Annotated in this window: 18 protein-coding genes; 15 read left to right on the top strand and 3 right to left on the bottom strand. The window is 70.4% G+C overall.

The annotated features are described in order from the left end of the window. Positions 1 to 10: 10 nt before the first annotated feature. From ACVBD7_RS12090 to ACVBD7_RS12110, 5 genes are all read left to right on the top strand, one after another. The gene (locus tag ACVBD7_RS12090; RefSeq protein WP_458093482.1) at positions 11 to 979 is read left to right on the top strand and encodes a Bug family tripartite tricarboxylate transporter substrate binding protein; all 969 of its coding nucleotides are present in this window, start codon (positions 11 to 13) and stop codon (positions 977 to 979) included. Between the two features lie 5 nt (positions 980 to 984). Next, the gene (locus ACVBD7_RS12095; protein WP_458093483.1) at positions 985 to 1887 is read left to right on the top strand and encodes an NAD(P)-dependent oxidoreductase; all 903 of its coding nucleotides are present in this window, start codon (positions 985 to 987) and stop codon (positions 1885 to 1887) included. Then, positions 1884 to 2576 (top strand): substrate-binding domain-containing protein, encoded by a 693-nt coding sequence (locus ACVBD7_RS12100; protein ID WP_458093484.1) that lies wholly within the window; start codon positions 1884 to 1886, stop codon positions 2574 to 2576. Before ACVBD7_RS12095 ends, ACVBD7_RS12100 begins: the two co-directional genes overlap by 4 nt. Positions 2577 to 2687: 111 nt before the next feature. Further along, positions 2688 to 3677: an alginate O-acetyltransferase AlgX-related protein gene (locus tag ACVBD7_RS12105; protein WP_458093485.1), complete on the top strand. Its 990-nt coding sequence runs from the start codon at positions 2688 to 2690 to the stop codon at positions 3675 to 3677. Positions 3678 to 3683: 6 nt separating this feature from the next. Continuing rightward, positions 3684 to 4391, top strand: a complete 708-nt coding sequence (locus ACVBD7_RS12110) for an ABC transporter permease (protein ID WP_458093486.1) — start codon at positions 3684 to 3686, stop codon at positions 4389 to 4391. Positions 4392 to 4442: 51 nt separating this feature from the next. Here ACVBD7_RS12110 and ACVBD7_RS12115 read toward each other — a convergent pair whose 3' ends face one another. Then, positions 4443 to 5438 carry a Bug family tripartite tricarboxylate transporter substrate binding protein gene (locus tag ACVBD7_RS12115; RefSeq protein ID WP_458093487.1) on the bottom strand — a complete coding sequence of 332 codons (996 nt, stop codon included), beginning with the start codon at positions 5436 to 5438 and terminating at the stop codon, positions 4443 to 4445. Between the two features lie 156 nt (positions 5439 to 5594). On the opposite strand from ACVBD7_RS12115, the gene ACVBD7_RS12120 reads away from it, so the two are divergent. The 9 genes from ACVBD7_RS12120 to ACVBD7_RS12160 all read left to right on the top strand — a co-directional run bounded on the left by ACVBD7_RS12120 (position 5595) and on the right by ACVBD7_RS12160 (position 14377). Next, a complete protein-coding gene (locus ACVBD7_RS12120; RefSeq protein ID WP_458093488.1) occupies positions 5595 to 6212 on the top strand; it encodes a nuclear transport factor 2 family protein in 618 nt (205 codons plus the stop codon). Further along, complete coding sequence (locus ACVBD7_RS12125) at positions 6209 to 7282, top strand: maleylacetate reductase (protein ID WP_458093489.1); 1074 nt, start codon at positions 6209 to 6211, stop codon at positions 7280 to 7282. Before ACVBD7_RS12120 ends, ACVBD7_RS12125 begins: the two co-directional genes overlap by 4 nt. A gap of 24 nt (positions 7283 to 7306) precedes the next feature. Beyond that, positions 7307 to 7867 carry an NADPH-dependent FMN reductase gene (locus ACVBD7_RS12130; protein WP_458093490.1) on the top strand — a complete coding sequence of 187 codons (561 nt, stop codon included), beginning with the start codon at positions 7307 to 7309 and terminating at the stop codon, positions 7865 to 7867. A 133-nt stretch (positions 7868 to 8000) separates the two neighbouring features. Beyond that, positions 8001 to 8915 (top strand): ABC transporter permease subunit, encoded by a 915-nt coding sequence (locus tag ACVBD7_RS12135; protein WP_458093491.1) that lies wholly within the window; start codon positions 8001 to 8003, stop codon positions 8913 to 8915. Further along, positions 8912 to 10309: a high-affinity branched-chain amino acid ABC transporter permease LivM gene (gene livM / locus ACVBD7_RS12140; protein ID WP_458093492.1), complete on the top strand. Its 1398-nt coding sequence runs from the start codon at positions 8912 to 8914 to the stop codon at positions 10307 to 10309. Before ACVBD7_RS12135 ends, livM begins: the two co-directional genes overlap by 4 nt. Beyond that, a complete protein-coding gene (locus ACVBD7_RS12145; RefSeq protein WP_458093493.1) occupies positions 10306 to 11154 on the top strand; it encodes an ABC transporter ATP-binding protein in 849 nt (282 codons plus the stop codon). Before livM ends, ACVBD7_RS12145 begins: the two co-directional genes overlap by 4 nt. After that, positions 11151 to 11912: an ABC transporter ATP-binding protein gene (locus tag ACVBD7_RS12150; RefSeq protein WP_458093494.1), complete on the top strand. Its 762-nt coding sequence runs from the start codon at positions 11151 to 11153 to the stop codon at positions 11910 to 11912. Before ACVBD7_RS12145 ends, ACVBD7_RS12150 begins: the two co-directional genes overlap by 4 nt. Before the next feature lie 70 nt (positions 11913 to 11982). Next, on the top strand, positions 11983 to 13104 hold the full coding sequence (locus tag ACVBD7_RS12155; protein WP_458093495.1) for a branched-chain amino acid ABC transporter substrate-binding protein: 1122 nt from the start codon (positions 11983 to 11985) through the stop codon (positions 13102 to 13104). A gap of 355 nt (positions 13105 to 13459) precedes the next feature. Next, positions 13460 to 14377, top strand: a complete 918-nt coding sequence (locus tag ACVBD7_RS12160) for a hypothetical protein (protein ID WP_458093496.1) — start codon at positions 13460 to 13462, stop codon at positions 14375 to 14377. Positions 14378 to 14453: 76 nt separating this feature from the next. Here the strand turns inward: ACVBD7_RS12160 and ACVBD7_RS12165 are convergent, their stop codons facing one another. Next, positions 14454 to 14948 (bottom strand): flavin reductase, encoded by a 495-nt coding sequence (locus ACVBD7_RS12165; protein WP_458093497.1) that lies wholly within the window; start codon positions 14946 to 14948, stop codon positions 14454 to 14456. Positions 14949 to 15070: 122 nt separating this feature from the next. Here ACVBD7_RS12165 and ACVBD7_RS12170 point away from each other — a divergent pair, with 122 nt between their 5' ends. Next, on the top strand, positions 15071 to 16312 hold the full coding sequence (locus ACVBD7_RS12170) for a hypothetical protein (RefSeq protein ID WP_458093498.1): 1242 nt from the start codon (positions 15071 to 15073) through the stop codon (positions 16310 to 16312). 37 nt (positions 16313 to 16349) lie between these two features. Here the strand turns inward: ACVBD7_RS12170 and ACVBD7_RS12175 are convergent, their stop codons facing one another. Further along, positions 16350 to 16883 (bottom strand): GNAT family N-acetyltransferase, encoded by a 534-nt coding sequence (locus tag ACVBD7_RS12175; protein ID WP_458093499.1) that lies wholly within the window; start codon positions 16881 to 16883, stop codon positions 16350 to 16352. Between the last annotated feature and the right edge of the window lie 63 nt (positions 16884 to 16946).

Below are 16946 nucleotides of genomic sequence, written 5' to 3' on the forward strand. Positions count from 1 at the left end.
GAGGAACGACATGGAGCGGATCAACCGCCGGGCACTTCTCGGGACCGCGGGCGCCGCGCTCGCCTGCCCCGCCTTCGCGCAGCAGATCGGCGCATGGCAGCCGACACGGCCCATCCAGCTCATCGTCGGCTACGCGCCCGGGGGCGGCAGCGACATCATCGCCCGCACCATCGCCGAGGCCTGCGCCCCTCTCATTCCCGTGCCGATGGTGGTGGTGAATCGCCCCGGCGCCGGTGGTGCCCTGGGAGCCGATTTCGTCGCGCGTTCGGCGCCGGACGGCCACACGCTGGTCATCCATGGCGGCAGCGAGAGCACCTCCCTCCCCGCTTTCCGCGACCTGCCCTACGACTCCAAGACCTCCTTCCGCGCCGTCATCCGCCTCACGCGGAACGGCCACGTCCTCTCCTGCAAGGGCGGCGCGAGCCCGACCTATCGCGACTTCGCCGCGGCGATCGCGGCGGCCAAGGCCGATCCGGGCGGGGTGGCGCATGGCTCGGCCGGCGTCGGCACGCTGTCGCACTCGATCTTCACACTGATCGAGCGCTCGGCCGGGGTGGAGTTCCTGCACGTTCCCTATACCGGCGGCGGCCCCGCCCTGCAGGCCATGCTGCAGGGGCTGACGCAGCTGAACATCAACGCGACCGACGAGTTGGGCGACCAGGTGAAGTCCGGCGCGCTGAAGGCGCTCGCCATCGCCAGCGAGGCGCGCGCCCCCGTCTATCCAGACGTGCCGACGCTGCGCGAGCTGGGCCATGACATCGTGGCGGACAACATGAAGGGCTGGGTCGGCCCTGCCGGCATGACCGACGAGATGGTCACCTACCTGCACGATCGCTTCCGCCAGGGCATGCAGACCCCGACCTGGGCGCGCTTCATGGAGCGGCTGGGCGAGGCGGACGGCTATGCCGACGGTCCGGCCTTCCAGCAATCCATGGACCGCCTGCTCGATTCCATCCGCGCCGCCATCAAGAGGACCTGACTGTCTTGGACACCATCTCGCCACCCGCGCACGTCGCCTTTCTCGGCCTTGGGGTGATGGGGGCCGCCATGGCGGCCAACATCGTCAAGGCGGGCTTCTCCCTCGCCGTTCACAACCGCAGCCGCGGCAAGGCGGAGGCGCTGGAGGCGGCGGGCGCGAGCTGGGCCGCGACCCCGGCGGAGGCTGCGCGCGGCGCCGCCTGCGTCGGGCTCTGCCTACCCGACACGCCGGACGTGGAGGCGGTGCTGTTCGGGCCGGATGGCGTGGCCGAGGGCGTGGCGCCGGGCACGGTGGTGATCGACTTCAGCACCATCGCTGCCGCCCCCACTGCCGGCTTCGCGCAGCGCCTGTTGGAAGAGCGCGGCGCACATCTGCTGGACAGCCCTGTGAGCGGCGGTCCGGCCGGCGCACAGGCGGGCACCCTCACCTGCATGATCGGCGGCAACCCCGAGGCCTTCGAGGCCGCGCGCCCCTTTCTCGACGCAATGGGCAAAACCCTCACCCATCTTGGCCCGCCCGGCGCCGGGCAGATCTGCAAGTCGGCGAATCAGCTGATGGTCGCGGCCACGATGCAGGCGGTGGCGGAAGCCCTGGCGCTCGGCCGCAAAGCCGGGCTCGACCCAGCGGCGATGCGCCAGGCGCTGCTTGGCGGCTCCGCGAGATCCTTCGTGATGGAGAACCACGCGAAGCGCATCATTGAGGGCACGCTGCAACCCGGTTTCCGCGCCGAGCTGATGCGCAAGGACACGCGCCTCTCGCTCGCCGCCATGCGCGACCACGGCGTGTTTGCCCCGGCCACGGCCATGGCCGCGCAGATGATGGAGGCGCTGGTGAACAGCGGGCGCGGGGGAATGGACTCGGCCGCCCTCGGGCTTCTTGTGGCAGAGCTGTCGGGGCTGGAGGGGTGAGCCTCCGCCTCCTCTCTACCCTTGCCGTAGCGGGTGCGCTGCGTACCCTGGGACCGCGGTTGGACGAGGCGGCGGGAATGCCGGTCGAGACCCACCTCTCCCCCACCCTCGGGCTGCTCGCGCGGATTCGTGGCGGGGAGCGTGCGGATCTTGCGGTGCTGACGGAGGAGGGCATCGCGGCGCTCTCGGAGGAGGGCGTGCTCGATCCGGCGAGCCGGGTGGACCTCGTGCGTTCCCATATCGGGCTGGCTGTCCGGGCCGGGACGCCGCATCCGGATATCGGCACGGTGGACGCGCTTCGCGGCGCGCTGCTGGCCGCGCCCTCCATCGCCTATTCACGCACCGGGGCCAGCGGAATCGCCTTCGCGGCGCTTTTGGATCGCCTGGGTATCGCCGACCAGGTGAACCCGAAGGCGCAGGTCATCCCCGCCGGCTTCACTGCCGAGCTTGCCGTGCGCGGCGAGGTGACGCTGGCCGTGCAGCAGGTGAGCGAGCTGCTGGCCGTGCCGGGAATCGAGGTAATCGGCCGCCTGCCGCGGGAGGTGGAGACGGTGGCCGTCTTCTCCGCCGGCCTGTTCCGCCAGGCAGCACAGGCGGAGGCAGCCGTCCGGCTTCTGCGATTCCTCTCTTCCGGGGAAGCCGCGCCCGCGCTCGTTGCGGCGGGGCTGGAGCCCATCGGGCCGGGATGAACCATCGCCTTCCGCTTGCCTGCCCGCGCGCGATTCAACTATGAGGGGAGTTGGGCGGTGCTCTTGCAAGTGCTCCGCCGAGGCCCTCCCCGAGGGGATGCAAGGACGCTGATGACGCCCAGCTTGCCCGCCCTGTCCCGCCGCCTACTGCTCGCTGGCGCCGGTGCCGCCTTCCTCCCCGCCCGCCAGGCCGCCGCCCAGGGATCCGCTGTCAACGGCGTGGTCATCGGCAAGGATGGCTGGCTGTTCGCCCAGGGCGACGCGATGGGGCTGGTGGACCCGCAGCGCGTGCGCCGCGTCACCGCGCTGATCAAGGAGACCGTCAGCATCCTGCGCGGCGCCAAGATCGAGACCGTCCTTGCCCTCACCCCGTCTCGCGCGCGGGTCTACCGGGACATGCTGCCGGACGGCATGCGGATCGCGGCCTCGACCGATGCGCGGCTGGAGCAGGCGCGGCAGGACTTCGCCACGCTGAACATGCTGGTGCCGGACCTCTACACCCCGTTCACCCGCGCCCGCGCGGCGCAGCCCGGCACGCCGCTCTACTTCAAGGCGGACACGCACTGGATGTCCTACGGCGCGGAACTCGCGGCCGGGGAGATGGCGAGGGCGATCCGCGGTCGCTTCCGCCTGCCGGCTTCCGGCCGTCCCGGCGCGCAGCTCGTCCCGCCCGCGCGGGACCTGCATGTTACCGACCTCGCCAATCAGCTTCCGCCCGGCGAGCGCGAGAAATACGGCGCGCAGGAATTCCCCGTGCGCCCCGAGGCGCCGACCGGCTCGTTGCTGGACGATGACACGACGGATACGGCCGCGGTCGGGAACAGCTACATGCACCCGCGCTACGGCTTCTCCCGCGCGCTGTCCTTCTCGCTGGAGCGCCCGGTCGCGCTGCACTGGCAGATCCATGTGAACGGCCCGTACCGGACCATGCTGAACTATCTCGGTGGCGAAAGCTTCAAGGGGAGCAAGCCTGCCCTGCTTGTCTGGGACTTCACCGAGATGGACATGGAGATCATGCCAGACCGCAACGATGTCTGGCGCGCCAACGCCATGCCCGCCGCCACTTTCCTCACCGAAGTCCGCCGTCTCGTCGGAGTCTGAACCCAGATGAACTTTCGCGCCCTCCGCCCCGCCCTCGCGGCGCTTGCCCTGCTGGTCGCGCCGCTGGCCGGGGTTTCACCCGCCCGCGCCCAGGCGCCCGAGCTATACGGCCCGCAGCCGCCGCCGGGCTCTGCCTTCATCCGCTTCGTGAATGCCACGGGCGGTGAGCTCTCCGTCCGCCCGGACTTCCTGCCGGCCGAGACGCTGGGCACCCAGCCGATGCAGCGCGTCACCGCCTACAAGGTGGTCGAGCGCGTGGCAGGCCGCCCGCTCGCGGTTGAGGTGCGCGCCGGCGCGGCGACCGCGCGCGCGACGTTGAGCGCCAATGCCGGCAACTTTGTCACGATCCTCGTCGCGCCCGGCCCGGGCAACACCGTCACCGCCCGCGCGCTGACGGATGGCGGGGACGGCAACCAGTCCCGCGCGCGTCTCGCCTTCTACAACGCCGCGGCGGATTGCCCTGCGGCCAGCCTGTCGCTCGAGGGCGGCGCCAACATCTTCGCCGATGTCGGCCCCTCTGCCTCCAAGACGCGCAGCGTGAATCCCTCGGCCGCCAACCTCGTCGCCGCTTGCGGCGAGAAGCGCAGCGCGGCCTTCCCGCTCTCCGGCGTCGAGGCTGGCGGCCGCTACAGCATCTGGATGCTGCCGGGCGCGACGCCGACCGCCTTCATCACGCGCGACATCGTGCCGGGCGCCTGGCAGCCCACCCGCTGAGCCGCCACTGGTCCTGAGAAGGGCGGGCTCCCGGAAGGGGCCCGCCCTTTTTTATTGGCGCTCCATTCCCGTGCGCTGGATCACCCCTGCCCAGCGCCCGATCTCCGCGTGCACGGCGGCCTTTACCTCGGCCGGCGGCGCGGCTGGGCGCGGGGCGAGACCCAACTCACCCAGCCGCCCCCGCAGCGCGGGATCGGCCAGCGCAGTGCCCGCCGCCTCGGTGAGGCGGGCCATCGTCTCGGGTGGCGTGCCTGACGGCACCGCGATCGCATACCAGGTCTGGATGTCGAAATCCGGCGCCCCAAGCAGCTCCGCCACCGTCGGGACCTCTGGCAGCAAGGGGGAGCGCTCGCGCGAGGTGATGGCCAGTGCGCGCGCCTCGCCGCCCCTGATCTGGCCGATGACGGAGGAGGCGGGCTCCACCACCAGGTCCACCTCCCCGTTTCGCAGCGCCACCAGTGCGGCGGGGGTGCCGCGATAGGGCACATGGGTGAGGTTGAATCCGGCAGCGGACTGGATGGCCTCGGCGACGAAATGCTGTGTGCTCCCCACGCCGACGGTGGCGACGTTCAGCCGGTCCGGAGCGGCCTTGGCGCGGCGCGTGAGCTCGGCCATGTCGCGCGGGGTCTCCGGGCCGGGTCCCGCGAGCAGCACGAGGCCGACGGAGGCGACCATCGCCACGGGCTCGACATCCGCCAAGGGATCGTAGGGCAGGCGCCGGTACAGCGCGGCGGAGACCGCATAGCCGTTGTTGATGAGCATGATGGTGTGCCCGTCCCGCGCGCGGGCCAGCGTCTCGGCGGCGAGGGTGCCGCCCGCGCCGGGCCGGTTCTCCACCACCACCGCCTGGCCCAGCGTGGCCGCGAGGGACGGCGCGATCAGTCGCGCCACGATGTCGGTGGTGCCCCCCGCCCCGAAGCCCTGGAGGAAGCGCAGCGGCCGCTCCGGCCAGGCGCGCTGCGCCAGTGCCGGGCGCAGCCCAGGAAACAGGGACGCGGCGAGCAGGCCGAGCGCGGCGCGGCGCGCCACGGGCTTGGAACGGGGCATGGACATCCTCCTCGCCGGCCTCTCCGCAAGCGGCGGGGGCGCGGCATGGGGGTGGATGGGATCGGGGCCGGACGGGTGCGTCAAGCGCAGCATATCGCCACCACCGGGGCTTGCGCCTATCCTGTGGCCGCAAGGGATACCAAAGGGGAAACGGGGATGCGGGACGACGCGCTGCTGCGCCGCCTTCAGGTGATGGAGCTGGTGCAGAACTGGGCCGTCTGGCGCGACGCCGGCGACTGGGAGCGCTTCCGCACGGTCTGGGCGCCCGAGGGACGGATGATGGCGACCTGGTGCCAGGCCCCGGCCGAAGGATTCATCAAGGCGAGCCAGGAGGGATGGGCCAAGGGGGTCTCCATCCTGCACTTCCTCGGCGGCTGCTCGGTGGATCTCGCCGGCAACCGCGCCATCGCGCAAACGAAGATGACCATCTCCCAGCGCGCGCCCGTGCATGGGGTGACGGTGGACGTGGTCTGCACCGGCCGATTCTACGATTTCATCGAGGAGCGGGAAGACGGTTGGAAGATCGTCCTCCGCCAGCCGATCTACGAGAAGGACCGGATGGACCCGATCGACCCTTCCGCAAGGCTGGAGCTCGACCCCGCCCTGCTCGCGCGCTTCCCCGAAGGCTACCGCCACCTCGCCTATCTGCAGACCGGCATCGGCTACGAGGTGAAGACCGACATGCCCGGGCTGAAGGGGCCGAAGGTGGAAGCGCTCTACGCCGCCGGCGCCGCCTGGCTGCGCGGCCAGCGCCTGGACTGGGAGGAGGGGTGACCCCTCCCCTGCACTTCATCCACGCCCCCACCGCGCAGCGCGTGGTGTTCGGCGCCGGCAGCCTGAATCGGCTGGCGCCGGAGCTGGATGGGATGGGCGCGCGTCGCGTGCTGGTCCTCTCCACCCCTGGCCAGCGCGCGCTGGGGGAACGGGCCCTGGCCGCTATCGGGCCGCGCGGCGTGGCGCTGCATGCGGAAGCACGGATGCATGTGCCCGTGGCCATCGCCGAGGCCGCCTCCGCCCGCGCAACCGATCTCGGGGCGGATGCGGTGCTGGCGGCGGGTGGCGGCAGCACGATCGGGCTCGCCAAGGCGGTGGCGCTGACCACCGGCCTGCCGATCATCGCGCTGCCCACCACCTATTCCGGCTCCGAATGCACCTCGATCTGGGGCCTGACCCAGGGCGGCGCGAAGACCACGGGGCGTGATCCGCAGGCCCTGCCGGCGCTGGTGGTCTACGACCCCACGATAACCCTGGACCTGCCTGCAGAAATCTCCGTCGTCTCCGGCCTGAACGCCATCGCCCATGCCGTCGAGGTGCTCTACGCGCCCGATGGCACGCCCGTGACCGCGCTGATGTCCGAGGAGGGCATCCGAGCCCTGGCCGCCGCCCTGCCCCGGCTCCTCGCCGCGCCCCATGACGCCGAGGCGCGGGCCGAAGCGCTGTACGGAGCCTGGCTCTGCGGCACGGTGCTGGGCCAGGCGACCATGGGGCTGCACCACAAGCTCTGCCACGCGATCGGCGGCGGCTTCGACCTGCCCCATGCCGAAACGCATTCCGTGATCCTGCCCCACGCCACCGCGTTCAACGCACCTGCCGCGCCGGCCGCCATGGCCCGCATCGCCCGCGCGCTCGGGGCAGCGGAGGCGGCGTCCGGGCTGTGGGAGCTGGCGGGGCGGCTCGGCGCGCCGCGCTCCCTGGCCGCGCTCGGGATGCAACCGAGCGACCTGCCGCGGGCCGTCGCGCTTGCCATCGCCAGCCCCTATGCCAATCCGCGACCGGTGACGGAGGCGGGGGTTGCCGCCCTGCTCGCCCGCGCGCTGGCGGGCGACCCGCCGACCTCCGCCTAACCCTTCCAGGAGACATCAGCGACGATGAGCGACTTCAAAATCCTCGGCATTTCCGGCAGCCTGCGGCGCGGGTCCCACAACACCGCCGCCCTGCGCGCCGCGGCGGAGTTGGCGCCCGAGGGCATCACCGTCACGATCTACGAAGGGCTGGGCGACATCCCGCCCTATGACGACGACCTCCGCACTGGCACGGGCTACCCCGCCGCCGTGGACGCCTTCCGCCAAGCGGTGCGCGAGGCGGATGCTCTGATGATCGCGACGCCGGAATACAACTACTCCATCCCCGGCGTGCTAAAGAACGCGATCGACTGGGCCTCCCGCCCGCCCGAGCAGCCCTTCGACAACAAGCCACTGGCCATCCTTGGTGCCTCCCAGGGTCTACTGGGCACGTCGCGCGCGCAGTATGACCTGCGCAAGATGTGTGTCTTCTTGAACGCCTACCCGCTGAACAAGCCGGAGGTGTTCATTGCCCAGTCCGGCGCCAAGATCGACGCCAGCGGCCGGCTGACTGACGAGGCCACGCGCGGCTTCATCGCCCAGCAGGTGGTGGCGCTGCGGGAATGGGCGCTGCGCATCAAGCAGTGAGGCCCTGGGTAGGCCGGCCGGAGCACGCCCCCTTGGCGGGGCGCGCTCTCCCGGCCTAGCCTGCACGTGGGACGCTTCACGGCCATCTGACGGAATCGGGCAAACCGGTCCGCTGAACTAACGGAGACCGCGCTTGGCCTATGCCCTGCAGCAGCTGATCAACGGTGTCGCGCTGGGCATGATCTATGGGCTGATCGCCGTGGGTTACACCATGGTCTACGGCATCATCGGCATGATCAACTTTGCCCATGGCGACATCTTCATGGTGGGCGCCTTCATCTCGCTCATCTCGTTCGTGCTGATCAGCACGGGTGGCTGGGCTGCGGGGCCGGGGGCGATCCTGCTCGTGCTGGTGGTCTCCATGGCCGTCACCGCGCTCTATGGCTGGTCGGTGGAGCGCGTGGCCTATCGCCCGCTCCGCGGTTCCTTCCGCCTGGCGCCACTCATCTCCGCCATTGGCATGTCGATCGTGCTGCAGAACTATGTGCAAGTGGCCCAGGGAGCTCGCGTAAAGCCGATTGAGTCCATCGTGACCGGCGGCATCGAGCTCTGGCACGGCAACGGCTTCGCCGTGTCGGTCTCCACCATGCAGGCGATGATCGTGGTCGTAACGCTGGTGATCCTTGCGATCTTCACCTGGCTGGTCACACGCACATCGCTCGGCCGCGCCATGCGCGCCACCGAGCAGGACCGCAAGATGGCCGGGCTGCTCGGCATCGACACCGACCGCACCATCAGCATCACCTTCGTCATCGGCGCGGCGCTCGCCTCCGTCGCTGGCACCATGTACCTGCTGCGCTACGGGGTGATCGACTTCTACATCGGCTTCCTGGCGGGGGTGAAAGCCTTCACCGCGGCCGTCCTGGGCGGCATCGGCTCCCTGCCCGGGGCGGTGCTGGGCGGGCTGCTGATCGGCCTGATCGAGACCTTCTGGAGCGCCTATTTCTCCGTGCAATACAAGGATGTGGCAACCTTCGCGATCCTCGTGGTGACGCTGATCTTCATGCCAACCGGCCTGCTCGGCCGCGCGGAGGTGGAGAAGGTATGAGCGCCGCCGCAACCCCGCATGAGGGCGGCGCGCCTCATAACAGCGATGGCGTGCCCGATCCGGGCGAAATGGGCGGCATCCCGCGGGGCGCAGCCCCGGAGGTTCCGCGCCCGCCGCTCGCCGATGCGCTGCGCGATGCCGGGATCGCGGCCCTTGTCGCGCTCGGCCTGTTCGTCCCGCTGGTCGGGCTCCGCACGGATGTGGGCCCGGTGGGCGGCGGCCTTACCCTCCGCACGCGCTGGGCGGACGTGGCCATCCTCGTCGCCCTCGTCTTCGGGGGGCGGCTGCTGCTGAATCTCTGGGGAAGCCTACGCCCTGCCCGTGCACCGCGAACCGCGCGCCGCACGGCACAGCTGGCGCGGGCCGGCACCTTCATTGCGCCGGTGGTGCTGATCTTTGCCATCGCCCTGCCCTTCCTGCCGGGCACCACGCGCTACGGGCTCGATCTCGGCATCCTCGTGCTGACCTATGTGATGCTGGGCTGGGGGCTGAACATCGTGGTCGGCCTCGCCGGGCTGCTGGATCTGGGCTATGTCGCGTTCTACGCGGTCGGCGCCTACACCTACGCCCTGCTCTCCACCACCGCCGGCCTCTCCTTCTGGGTTTGCCTGCCGCTGGCGGGGCTCCTCGCCGCCTTCTGGGGCGTGCTGCTGGGCTTCCCCGTGCTACGGTTGCGGGGCGACTACCTGGCGATCGTGACGCTTGCCTTCGGCGAGATCATCCGGGTGCTGCTGATCAACTGGGTATCACTGACAGGTGGCCCGAACGGCATCTCCGGCATCCCGCGTCCGTCCTTCTTCGGACTGTCCTTCAGCGCGGGCGGCGGGCCCGGTTCCTTTTCCGACTTCTTCGGGCTGGAACCCTCACCGACCCATCGCGTGGTGTTCCTGTACTACCTCATCCTCGCTCTTGCCCTACTGACGAACTGGGTGACCATCCGCCTGCGTCGCCAGCCTCTGGGCAGGGCATGGGAAGCCCTGCGGGAGGATGAGATCGCCTGCCGCGCGCTGGGCATCAACGTGACGACGACCAAGCTCACCGCCTTCGCGATCGGCGCCATGTTCGCCGGCTTCGCGGGGGCCTTCTTCGCCACCCGCCAGGCCTTTGTCAGCCCGGAAAGCTTCACCTTCATCGAGAGCGCGATCATCCTCGCCATCGTCGTGCTTGGCGGCCTGGGCAGCCAGCTTGGCGTCGCGCTGGCAGCGGCGGCGATGATCGGCGGGTTCGAGGCGTTCCGCGATCTCGAGGAGTGGCGGATGCTCGTCTTCGGCGGCGCGATGGTTGTGATCATGGTGTGGCGCCCACGCGGCCTCGTCTCCACCCGCACGCCCTCCATCGCGCTGGGCAAGCGGAAGACCATATCCGGCGACCTCGTGGGGGAGGGCCAGGGATGAGCGCGCCAATCCTTCCCGCGCCGAACGCGCCCATTCTCCAGGTCCGGGAACTCGTGATGCGCTTCGGCGGGCTGACCGCCGTCAACCACGTCTCCTTTGATGCCATGGCAGGCAACATCACCGCGGTGATCGGGCCGAACGGGGCCGGCAAGACCACCGTCTTCAACCTCATCACAGGCTTCTACACGCCCAGTGCGGGCGAGATCATCCTGCATGGCCGCGACGGCCAGCGCGCGCTGCACAGCACACCCGGCCACCGCATTGCCCAGGCCGGTGTCGCGCGCACCTTCCAGAACATCCGGCTTTTCCCGGGAATGACGGTTTTGGAGAATCTGCTGGTCGCGCAGCACAATCGCCTCCAGGCCGCGACGGGGTACGGCATCGCCGCCGTGCTCGGCCTCGGCCGCTACCGCGCCGCGGAGCGCGAGGCGATCGAGCGCGCGAAGCACTGGCTGAAGGCGACGCGGCTGATGGATCGCGCCGACGACGCAGCCGGCAGCCTGCCTTATGGCGCGCAACGCCGCCTGGAGATCGCACGCGCCATGTGCACCGATCCCGTGCTGCTCTGCCTCGACGAACCCGCCGCCGGCCTCAACCCCAGAGAATCCGAGGAACTGGCGGAACTGATCCGCCTCATTCGCGACGGGGGCTGCTCCGTCCTGCTGATCGAGCACGACATGGGCGTGGTGATGCGCATTTCCGACCACATCGTCGTGCTCGACCACGGCAAGAAAATCGCCGACGGCAACCCCGCCCATATCCGCGCGGATGAGAAGGTGATCGCCGCCTATCTCGGCGAGGGTGACGAGGACGAAGTCCCCGCCCCTGCGGAGGGCGCAGCATGATCCAGGCCACCGCAGCCTCCGCTCTCGCACCCGCCGCACGCACGGACGGCGCGATGCTGCGCCTGGACAGCGTGACCGCGGCCTATGGCGCGGTGGAGGCGCTTCGCGGCGTCTCTGTCCATGTCGATCCCGGGGAAATCGTGACGCTGATCGGCGCCAATGGCGCGGGCAAGTCCACCCTGCTGATGACCATCTTCGGCGCCCCCAGGGCACGCCAGGGCCGCATCACCTTCGAGGGGCGCGACATCACGGGCCTGCCGATGCACGAGATCGCGCGGGCCGGCATCGCGCAATCGCCGGAAGGCCGCCGCATCTTCCCGCGGATGAGCGTGCGCGAGAACCTGCTAATGGGCGCCCAGGCCTTCGGCGTGGATCCCGCCCCCGGGCTGGAACAGGCCTTCACCCTTTTCCCCAGGCTGAAGGAGCGCGAGGCGCAGCGCGGCGGCACGCTGTCGGGCGGCGAGCAGCAGATGCTCGCCATTGCCCGCGCGCTGATGTCCAGGCCCCGTCTCCTGCTGCTGGATGAACCCTCGCTCGGCCTTGCGCCCCTCGTTGTGCGCCAGATCTTCTCGGCGATCCGCACGCTGAATGCCGAGACGGGGCTGACCGTGCTGCTGGTCGAGCAGAACGCCAACCAGGCGTTACGCCTGGCCCATCGCGGCTATGTCCTCGTGACCGGCCGCATCACTCTCGAAGGCACCGGGGCGGAATTGCTGGCCCGGCCCGAGGTCCGCGACGCCTATCTCGGAACCCACTGAAGCGACCATTGAAGCCAAGACCGTCACGGCCCTAGGCTGCCACCGAAACGTTCGAGCGGAGATTTCCGACATGACCATCCAGCGCCGCACCTTACTGGGTGCCACGATCGCCTCCCCCGCCATCCTCTCCGCAGGCGGTGCCATGGCGCAGGCCCGCGTCACCCGCATTGCCGTGGCGGGGCCGATGACCGGCGCCAACGCCAGCTTCGGCGCTCAGATGCGCGAGGGCGTCACCCAGGCGATGACCGACATCAACGCCGCTGGCGGCGTGCTCGGCCAGCAGCTCGCGCTCGAGGTCGGCGACGATGCCTGCGACCCCCGCCAGGCCGTCTCGGTCGCCAACCAGCTCTCGGGCCGCCAGGTGCGCGTGGTGGTCGGACACTACTGCTCCGGCTCCTCGATCCCCGCGAGCAAGGTCTACACCGAGGAGGGCGTGCTGCAGATCAGCCCCGCCTCCACCAACCCGCGCTACACCGACGAGGGCGCCTGGAACACCTTCCGCACCTGTGGGCGCGACGACCAGCAGGGCGCGGTGGCCGGCAAGTACATCGCCGAGACCTACCGGGGTAAGCGCGTCGCCATCCTTCACGACAACTCCGCCTACGGCAAAGGCCTGGCCGACGAGACGAAGAAGGCGATGAACGCCGCCGGGCTGACCGAGGCGATCTATGCCGCCTACACCCCGGGCGAGCGCGACTACAACGCCGTCATCTCCCGCCTCAAGGCCGGCAACATCGAGGTGATGTATGTCGGCGGCTACCACACCGAGGCCGGGCTGATGGTGCGCCAAGCCAAGGAGCAAGGCATGAACGTCACGCTCATCGGCGGTGACGCGCTGATGACGAACGAGTTCTGGCAGATCAGCGGCGCCGCCGGCGAGGGCACGCTGATGACCTTCTCCTCCGACCCCCGCAAGCGCCCGACCGCGGCCGAGGTGGTGGCCCGCTTCAAGGCCCGCAACGTCGAGCCCGAGGGCTTCGTGCTCTACTCCTATGCCGCGACCCAGATCTGGGCCGAGGCGGCAAAGCGCATCAACTCCGTCGAGCCCCGCCGCGTCGCGGACGCGATTAAGGCGAATGGCCCCTGGCAGACGGTGCTCGGCCCCATCGGCTTCGACCGCAAGGGCGACGTCACCGTGCCGGACTATGTCTTCTATGTCTGGAAGAACGGCACCTATTCCGAGATGTCTTGAAGCGAACAGGACGGGAACCTATCTCCCTCTCCGTCAACAACTGAAAGGAGGTGATCCGGTGTCTCATCGCATTAACCAGGGCTTCGCGCCCGCCGCTCGGATCACCGTGGGGTCCTAAACCCTCACGGGTCACCAAGTGATTGCGGGCCGCGAACCGGCCACGCGATGGGAAGGCCCTGGCGGGAAACCGCCGGGGCCTTCTTCGTTTCCAGCCCTGCGCGCACTGGCCTGCTAACCTGGGGCGTGCCTTCTTCGCCACGCTGAGGGCCCTTGGCCACGGCTCCGGCAACCTGCCGCGCATGCCTCCGTTCCCCGGGCAGGGCCTACGAAGGCCCGAAACAAGGAACGCACGGTCATGTCCGGCTACGCCCAATCACAAAACCAGACCACCTCTCTCGCCACCCCCGAGGGAGCCCCGGTGCTGCGCCATCGCATGTCCTGGAGCGCCATCATCGCCGGTGCTGTCATCGCGATCGCGATCGGCACCGCGCTCAACGTCCTCGGCTTCGCCATCGGGGTGACGATGGTGGACGCCCAGGGGCGCGACACCCCGTCCGCCGGCAGCTTCGGCATCGCGGGCAGCATCTGGCTGCTGGTCTCCAACCTGCTCGGCCTCGCCATCGGTGGTTACACGGCCGCCCGCCTCTCCGGCACCTCGGACACGTCTGATGCCACGCTGCATGGTGGCGCGGTCTGGGCCACCGCCTATCTCGTCTCCGCCGTCCTGCTCGGCAGCCTTGCCTCCGGCGCCGCCAGCACCGCGACCACCGCCCTGTCCAGCGCCATCGGCGGCATCGCCCAGGGTGCCGGCCAGGCAGTCAGCGGCGCGGCCCAGGCCGTTGCCCCGTCGGTGAACCCGGAAGAGCTGGCCGATCGTGCCCGCATCGCCCTGTCCGGCCCCTCCGACCCCGCGCGGATGACGACCGAGCAGCGCAGCGCCGAGATCGGCTCGCTGGTGGCCAAGCGCGCCGCGAACGGCGACCTTTCGGGCGACGACCGCACGCGCCTGAACCGCCTGGTAGCAGCCGAGGCCGGCATCACCGAGCAGGAAGCCGGCGCGCGCGTGCAGGCCTATGAGGCCGATGCCCGCCGCGTGGCGGAGGAGGCCGAGCGCCGTGCGCGCGAGGCAGCCGATGCCGCGGCCAAGGCGGCCTCCATCGCTGCCTTCTGGGTGTTCGCCGCCCTCGTCCTCGGGGCCCTCGCCGCCATCATCGGCGCGCGCACCGGCACGCGGGACCTGGTCCATCTGAACGCGCGCCGCAGCGCCGTCTGAGACCGTATGGGAGGGGCCCGGTGGGCCTCTCCTGCAGAACTGGACGGCGCGCGGCATCCAGCCGCGCGCCGTTTCCTTATCCGGGCATCCCGACCGGATGGTAGTTGCGCGAAAACCAGATCAGCGCGGGCCGTTCAGTCCCGAGGCGGATGGCCTGGACGCGGGCGAAAACCACGCTGTGCGTGCCCTTCTCCACCACCTCTTCCACCACGCAGTCCAGCGCCGCCACTGCCTGCTCCAGCACGGGCGCGCCCGTGGCGAGCGTGGTCCAACTTCCCTCGTTGAAGCGCACCATCTGGTCCGCCCCGGTAAGGCCGGCGAAAAGGCTGGCGAGGTCCTGCGCATCACCCGGCAGCACATTGACGCAGAGCACGCGGTTCGCCTGCACCACGGGGTTGAGGCTGCTCGTGCGGTTCATGCAGACGAGAAGCGTGGGCGGCGTGTCGGTGACACTACACACGGCACTGGCAGTGATGCCCACGCGCCCGGCCGGGCCATCGGTGGTGACGATGGTCACGGCCGCGCCGAGGCGGGCCATCGCATCGCGGAACTCCTGGCGGCTCGGCTCCATCGGGCGAGATCACTCCTGCGGGGTAGCACCCGGTATCGCGCCGATCGCCCGGTTTTCATAGGGAGGCAGATTTGCCGGCGGCCAGGATGCGCCCGGGGCGGCCTGCCCCCAGAATGGGTGGCATGAGCGCGCCCGCAAGCCCCGGTTCCCCTGCCCTGCCCCGCCGCGCCGCCTTGGCCGCGCCGCTTCTCCTCGCCCGGCCGGCATCGGCCCAGGGCGTGTTTCGGGGCGCGTTCCAGGGCTTTCCGGCCCTCGCCAGCGATGCGCTGGCGCCGATCCGCGCCGCAACTGCCGCGGTGGACGGCCCCGCGCTGCTGAAGTCCTTCACCACCGGGGAACGCGAGGATTTCGACCGCATCCATGCCGAAGTGGCCTTTACCTACGACAACGCCCTGGCTGGCCTGGCCCTGCTGGCCGCCGGGGAACGCGCTCTGGCAGCCCGCATCGCCGAGGCGCTGCGCCTGGCGCAGGAGCAGGATCGCCATTGGCAGGATGGCCGCCTGCGGAATGCCTACCCTGCCGGCCGCGTCTTTCCCGAAGCCCCGCGCAGCGCCCGCCCGCCGGGCTGGTGGGATGCCGCGCGCGGACGCTGGATGGAGGATGGCTACCAGGCCGGCAGCGCCGCCGGGCCTGCGGCCTTCGCAGTGCTGCTCTGGACCGCCCTGGGTGAGCCGCCATTCCGGCGCGCCGCGGACCATGCGGCGGAATGGCTGGCAACCCTGCGCGCCCCGGCCGGCTTCCGCGGCGGCACCATCGGCCATGAGCCGGCGCCGGACGCCCTGCCCTGGGTAAGTACCGAGCAGAACCTGGACCTCGCCATCGCCTTTGCACGCCTCGGGCGAGCGGATGCGGCCGCCCATGCGGCGGGCTTCGTGCGGTCGATGTGGCTGGCACCCGAGCGCCGCTTCGCCATGGGACTGACGCCCGAGGGCGCGGTGAACGGCGGTAGCGCGCTGGATGCGAATCTGTGGCCCGCTCTCGCCTGGCCCCGTGCCGAATACGGGCCAGCGCTGGATTGGGTGCTCGCCCGCCACGGCCTGCCCGCCGGCGCTCCCGCGGACGAAATGGACGGGCTGGACTTCAACGACGACCGCGACGGCATCTGGCTGGAGGGCACAGCCCAGGCCACGCTGCTGCTGCGCCGCCTGGGACGGAATGCATTGGCCGCGCGTTTCGGAGCCACCCTCGCCCGGCACCGCCGCCCCGACGGTTGGATCGCGGCCTCCAGCATTCCTTGGCTGACCACCGGCCTGGGTACCGGCCTGCGACCAGGGATGGCGGATTTCCTTTATCCGGCGCGGGGCCATCTGGCGGCGAATGCCTGGGCCGTTCTCGCCGCGCTGGATGCCAGCCCTTTCGACTGAGCGCCTGTACCCTCCCCTTGCCGTGTGTGGCGGTGCCTTAAGCAGTGCGTTCCCAATCCGCACGGTCCAGCAGATAGAGAACATGTCGGTGCAGCCGATGCTCCGGCGTCAGGCGTGGATGACCGAAGAACCCGGCCCTTCGCATGGCGAGCCGCTCCATCAAGCGCCAGGACCGCTCGTTCTCCGGGCTGGTGAAAGCGACGATGCGCTCCAGCCCCAAATCACCGAAGCCCTGCGCAAGGCAGAGCCGCGCCGCCGCCGTCGCCAGTCCGCGGCCGTGATAGGCCGGCAGGAACCGCCAGGCGATCTCGACCGCTGGCGTGAAATCCGCCTCGAATGTCACCTGTGCCAGGCCGCACATACCTGCCAGCGCGCCGTCCACCTCTACCGCGCGGATGCCGAAGCCACGCATCTCGCGGTACGCGCGGATCCGATCCAGGAAGGCGTCGGCGTCGGCGCGGGAGAGAGGCGCCGGGAAATGCCGCATCACCACTGGATCCCCGTTCAGTGCGGCGAAAGCGGCACGGTCAGCTTCCTGCCAGTCCCGCAGCACCAGCCCTTCCTTCACCACCTGAGAGCCCCCAGCCCTGGAACCGCGCTGCGCCCGGAGCTAGCCTGACCTTGGAGGAAACAC

The organism is Roseomonas sp. WA12 (assembly GCF_054165765.1).

Excerpts from the sequence above, each read along its gene's own strand:
- ACVBD7_RS12090 (WP_458093482.1), top strand. The coding sequence starts at position 11 with ATGGAGCGGATCAACCGCCGGGCACTTCTCGGGACCGCGGGCGCCGCG.
- ACVBD7_RS12105 (WP_458093485.1), top strand. The coding sequence starts at position 2,688 with ATGACGCCCAGCTTGCCCGCCCTGTCCCGCCGCCTACTGCTCGCTGGC.
- ACVBD7_RS12110 (WP_458093486.1), top strand. The coding sequence starts at position 3,684 with ATGAACTTTCGCGCCCTCCGCCCCGCCCTCGCGGCGCTTGCCCTGCTG.
- ACVBD7_RS12115 (WP_458093487.1), bottom strand. The coding sequence starts at position 5,438 with ATGCCCCGTTCCAAGCCCGTGGCGCGCCGCGCCGCGCTCGGCCTGCTC.
- ACVBD7_RS12120 (WP_458093488.1), top strand. The coding sequence starts at position 5,595 with ATGCGGGACGACGCGCTGCTGCGCCGCCTTCAGGTGATGGAGCTGGTG.
- ACVBD7_RS12130 (WP_458093490.1), top strand. The coding sequence starts at position 7,307 with ATGAGCGACTTCAAAATCCTCGGCATTTCCGGCAGCCTGCGGCGCGGG.
- livM (WP_458093492.1), top strand. The coding sequence starts at position 8,912 with ATGAGCGCCGCCGCAACCCCGCATGAGGGCGGCGCGCCTCATAACAGC.
- ACVBD7_RS12145 (WP_458093493.1), top strand. The coding sequence starts at position 10,306 with ATGAGCGCGCCAATCCTTCCCGCGCCGAACGCGCCCATTCTCCAGGTC.
- ACVBD7_RS12150 (WP_458093494.1), top strand. The coding sequence starts at position 11,151 with ATGATCCAGGCCACCGCAGCCTCCGCTCTCGCACCCGCCGCACGCACG.
- ACVBD7_RS12155 (WP_458093495.1), top strand. The coding sequence starts at position 11,983 with ATGACCATCCAGCGCCGCACCTTACTGGGTGCCACGATCGCCTCCCCC.
- ACVBD7_RS12160 (WP_458093496.1), top strand. The coding sequence starts at position 13,460 with ATGTCCGGCTACGCCCAATCACAAAACCAGACCACCTCTCTCGCCACC.
- ACVBD7_RS12165 (WP_458093497.1), bottom strand. The coding sequence starts at position 14,948 with ATGGAGCCGAGCCGCCAGGAGTTCCGCGATGCGATGGCCCGCCTCGGC.
- ACVBD7_RS12170 (WP_458093498.1), top strand. The coding sequence starts at position 15,071 with ATGAGCGCGCCCGCAAGCCCCGGTTCCCCTGCCCTGCCCCGCCGCGCC.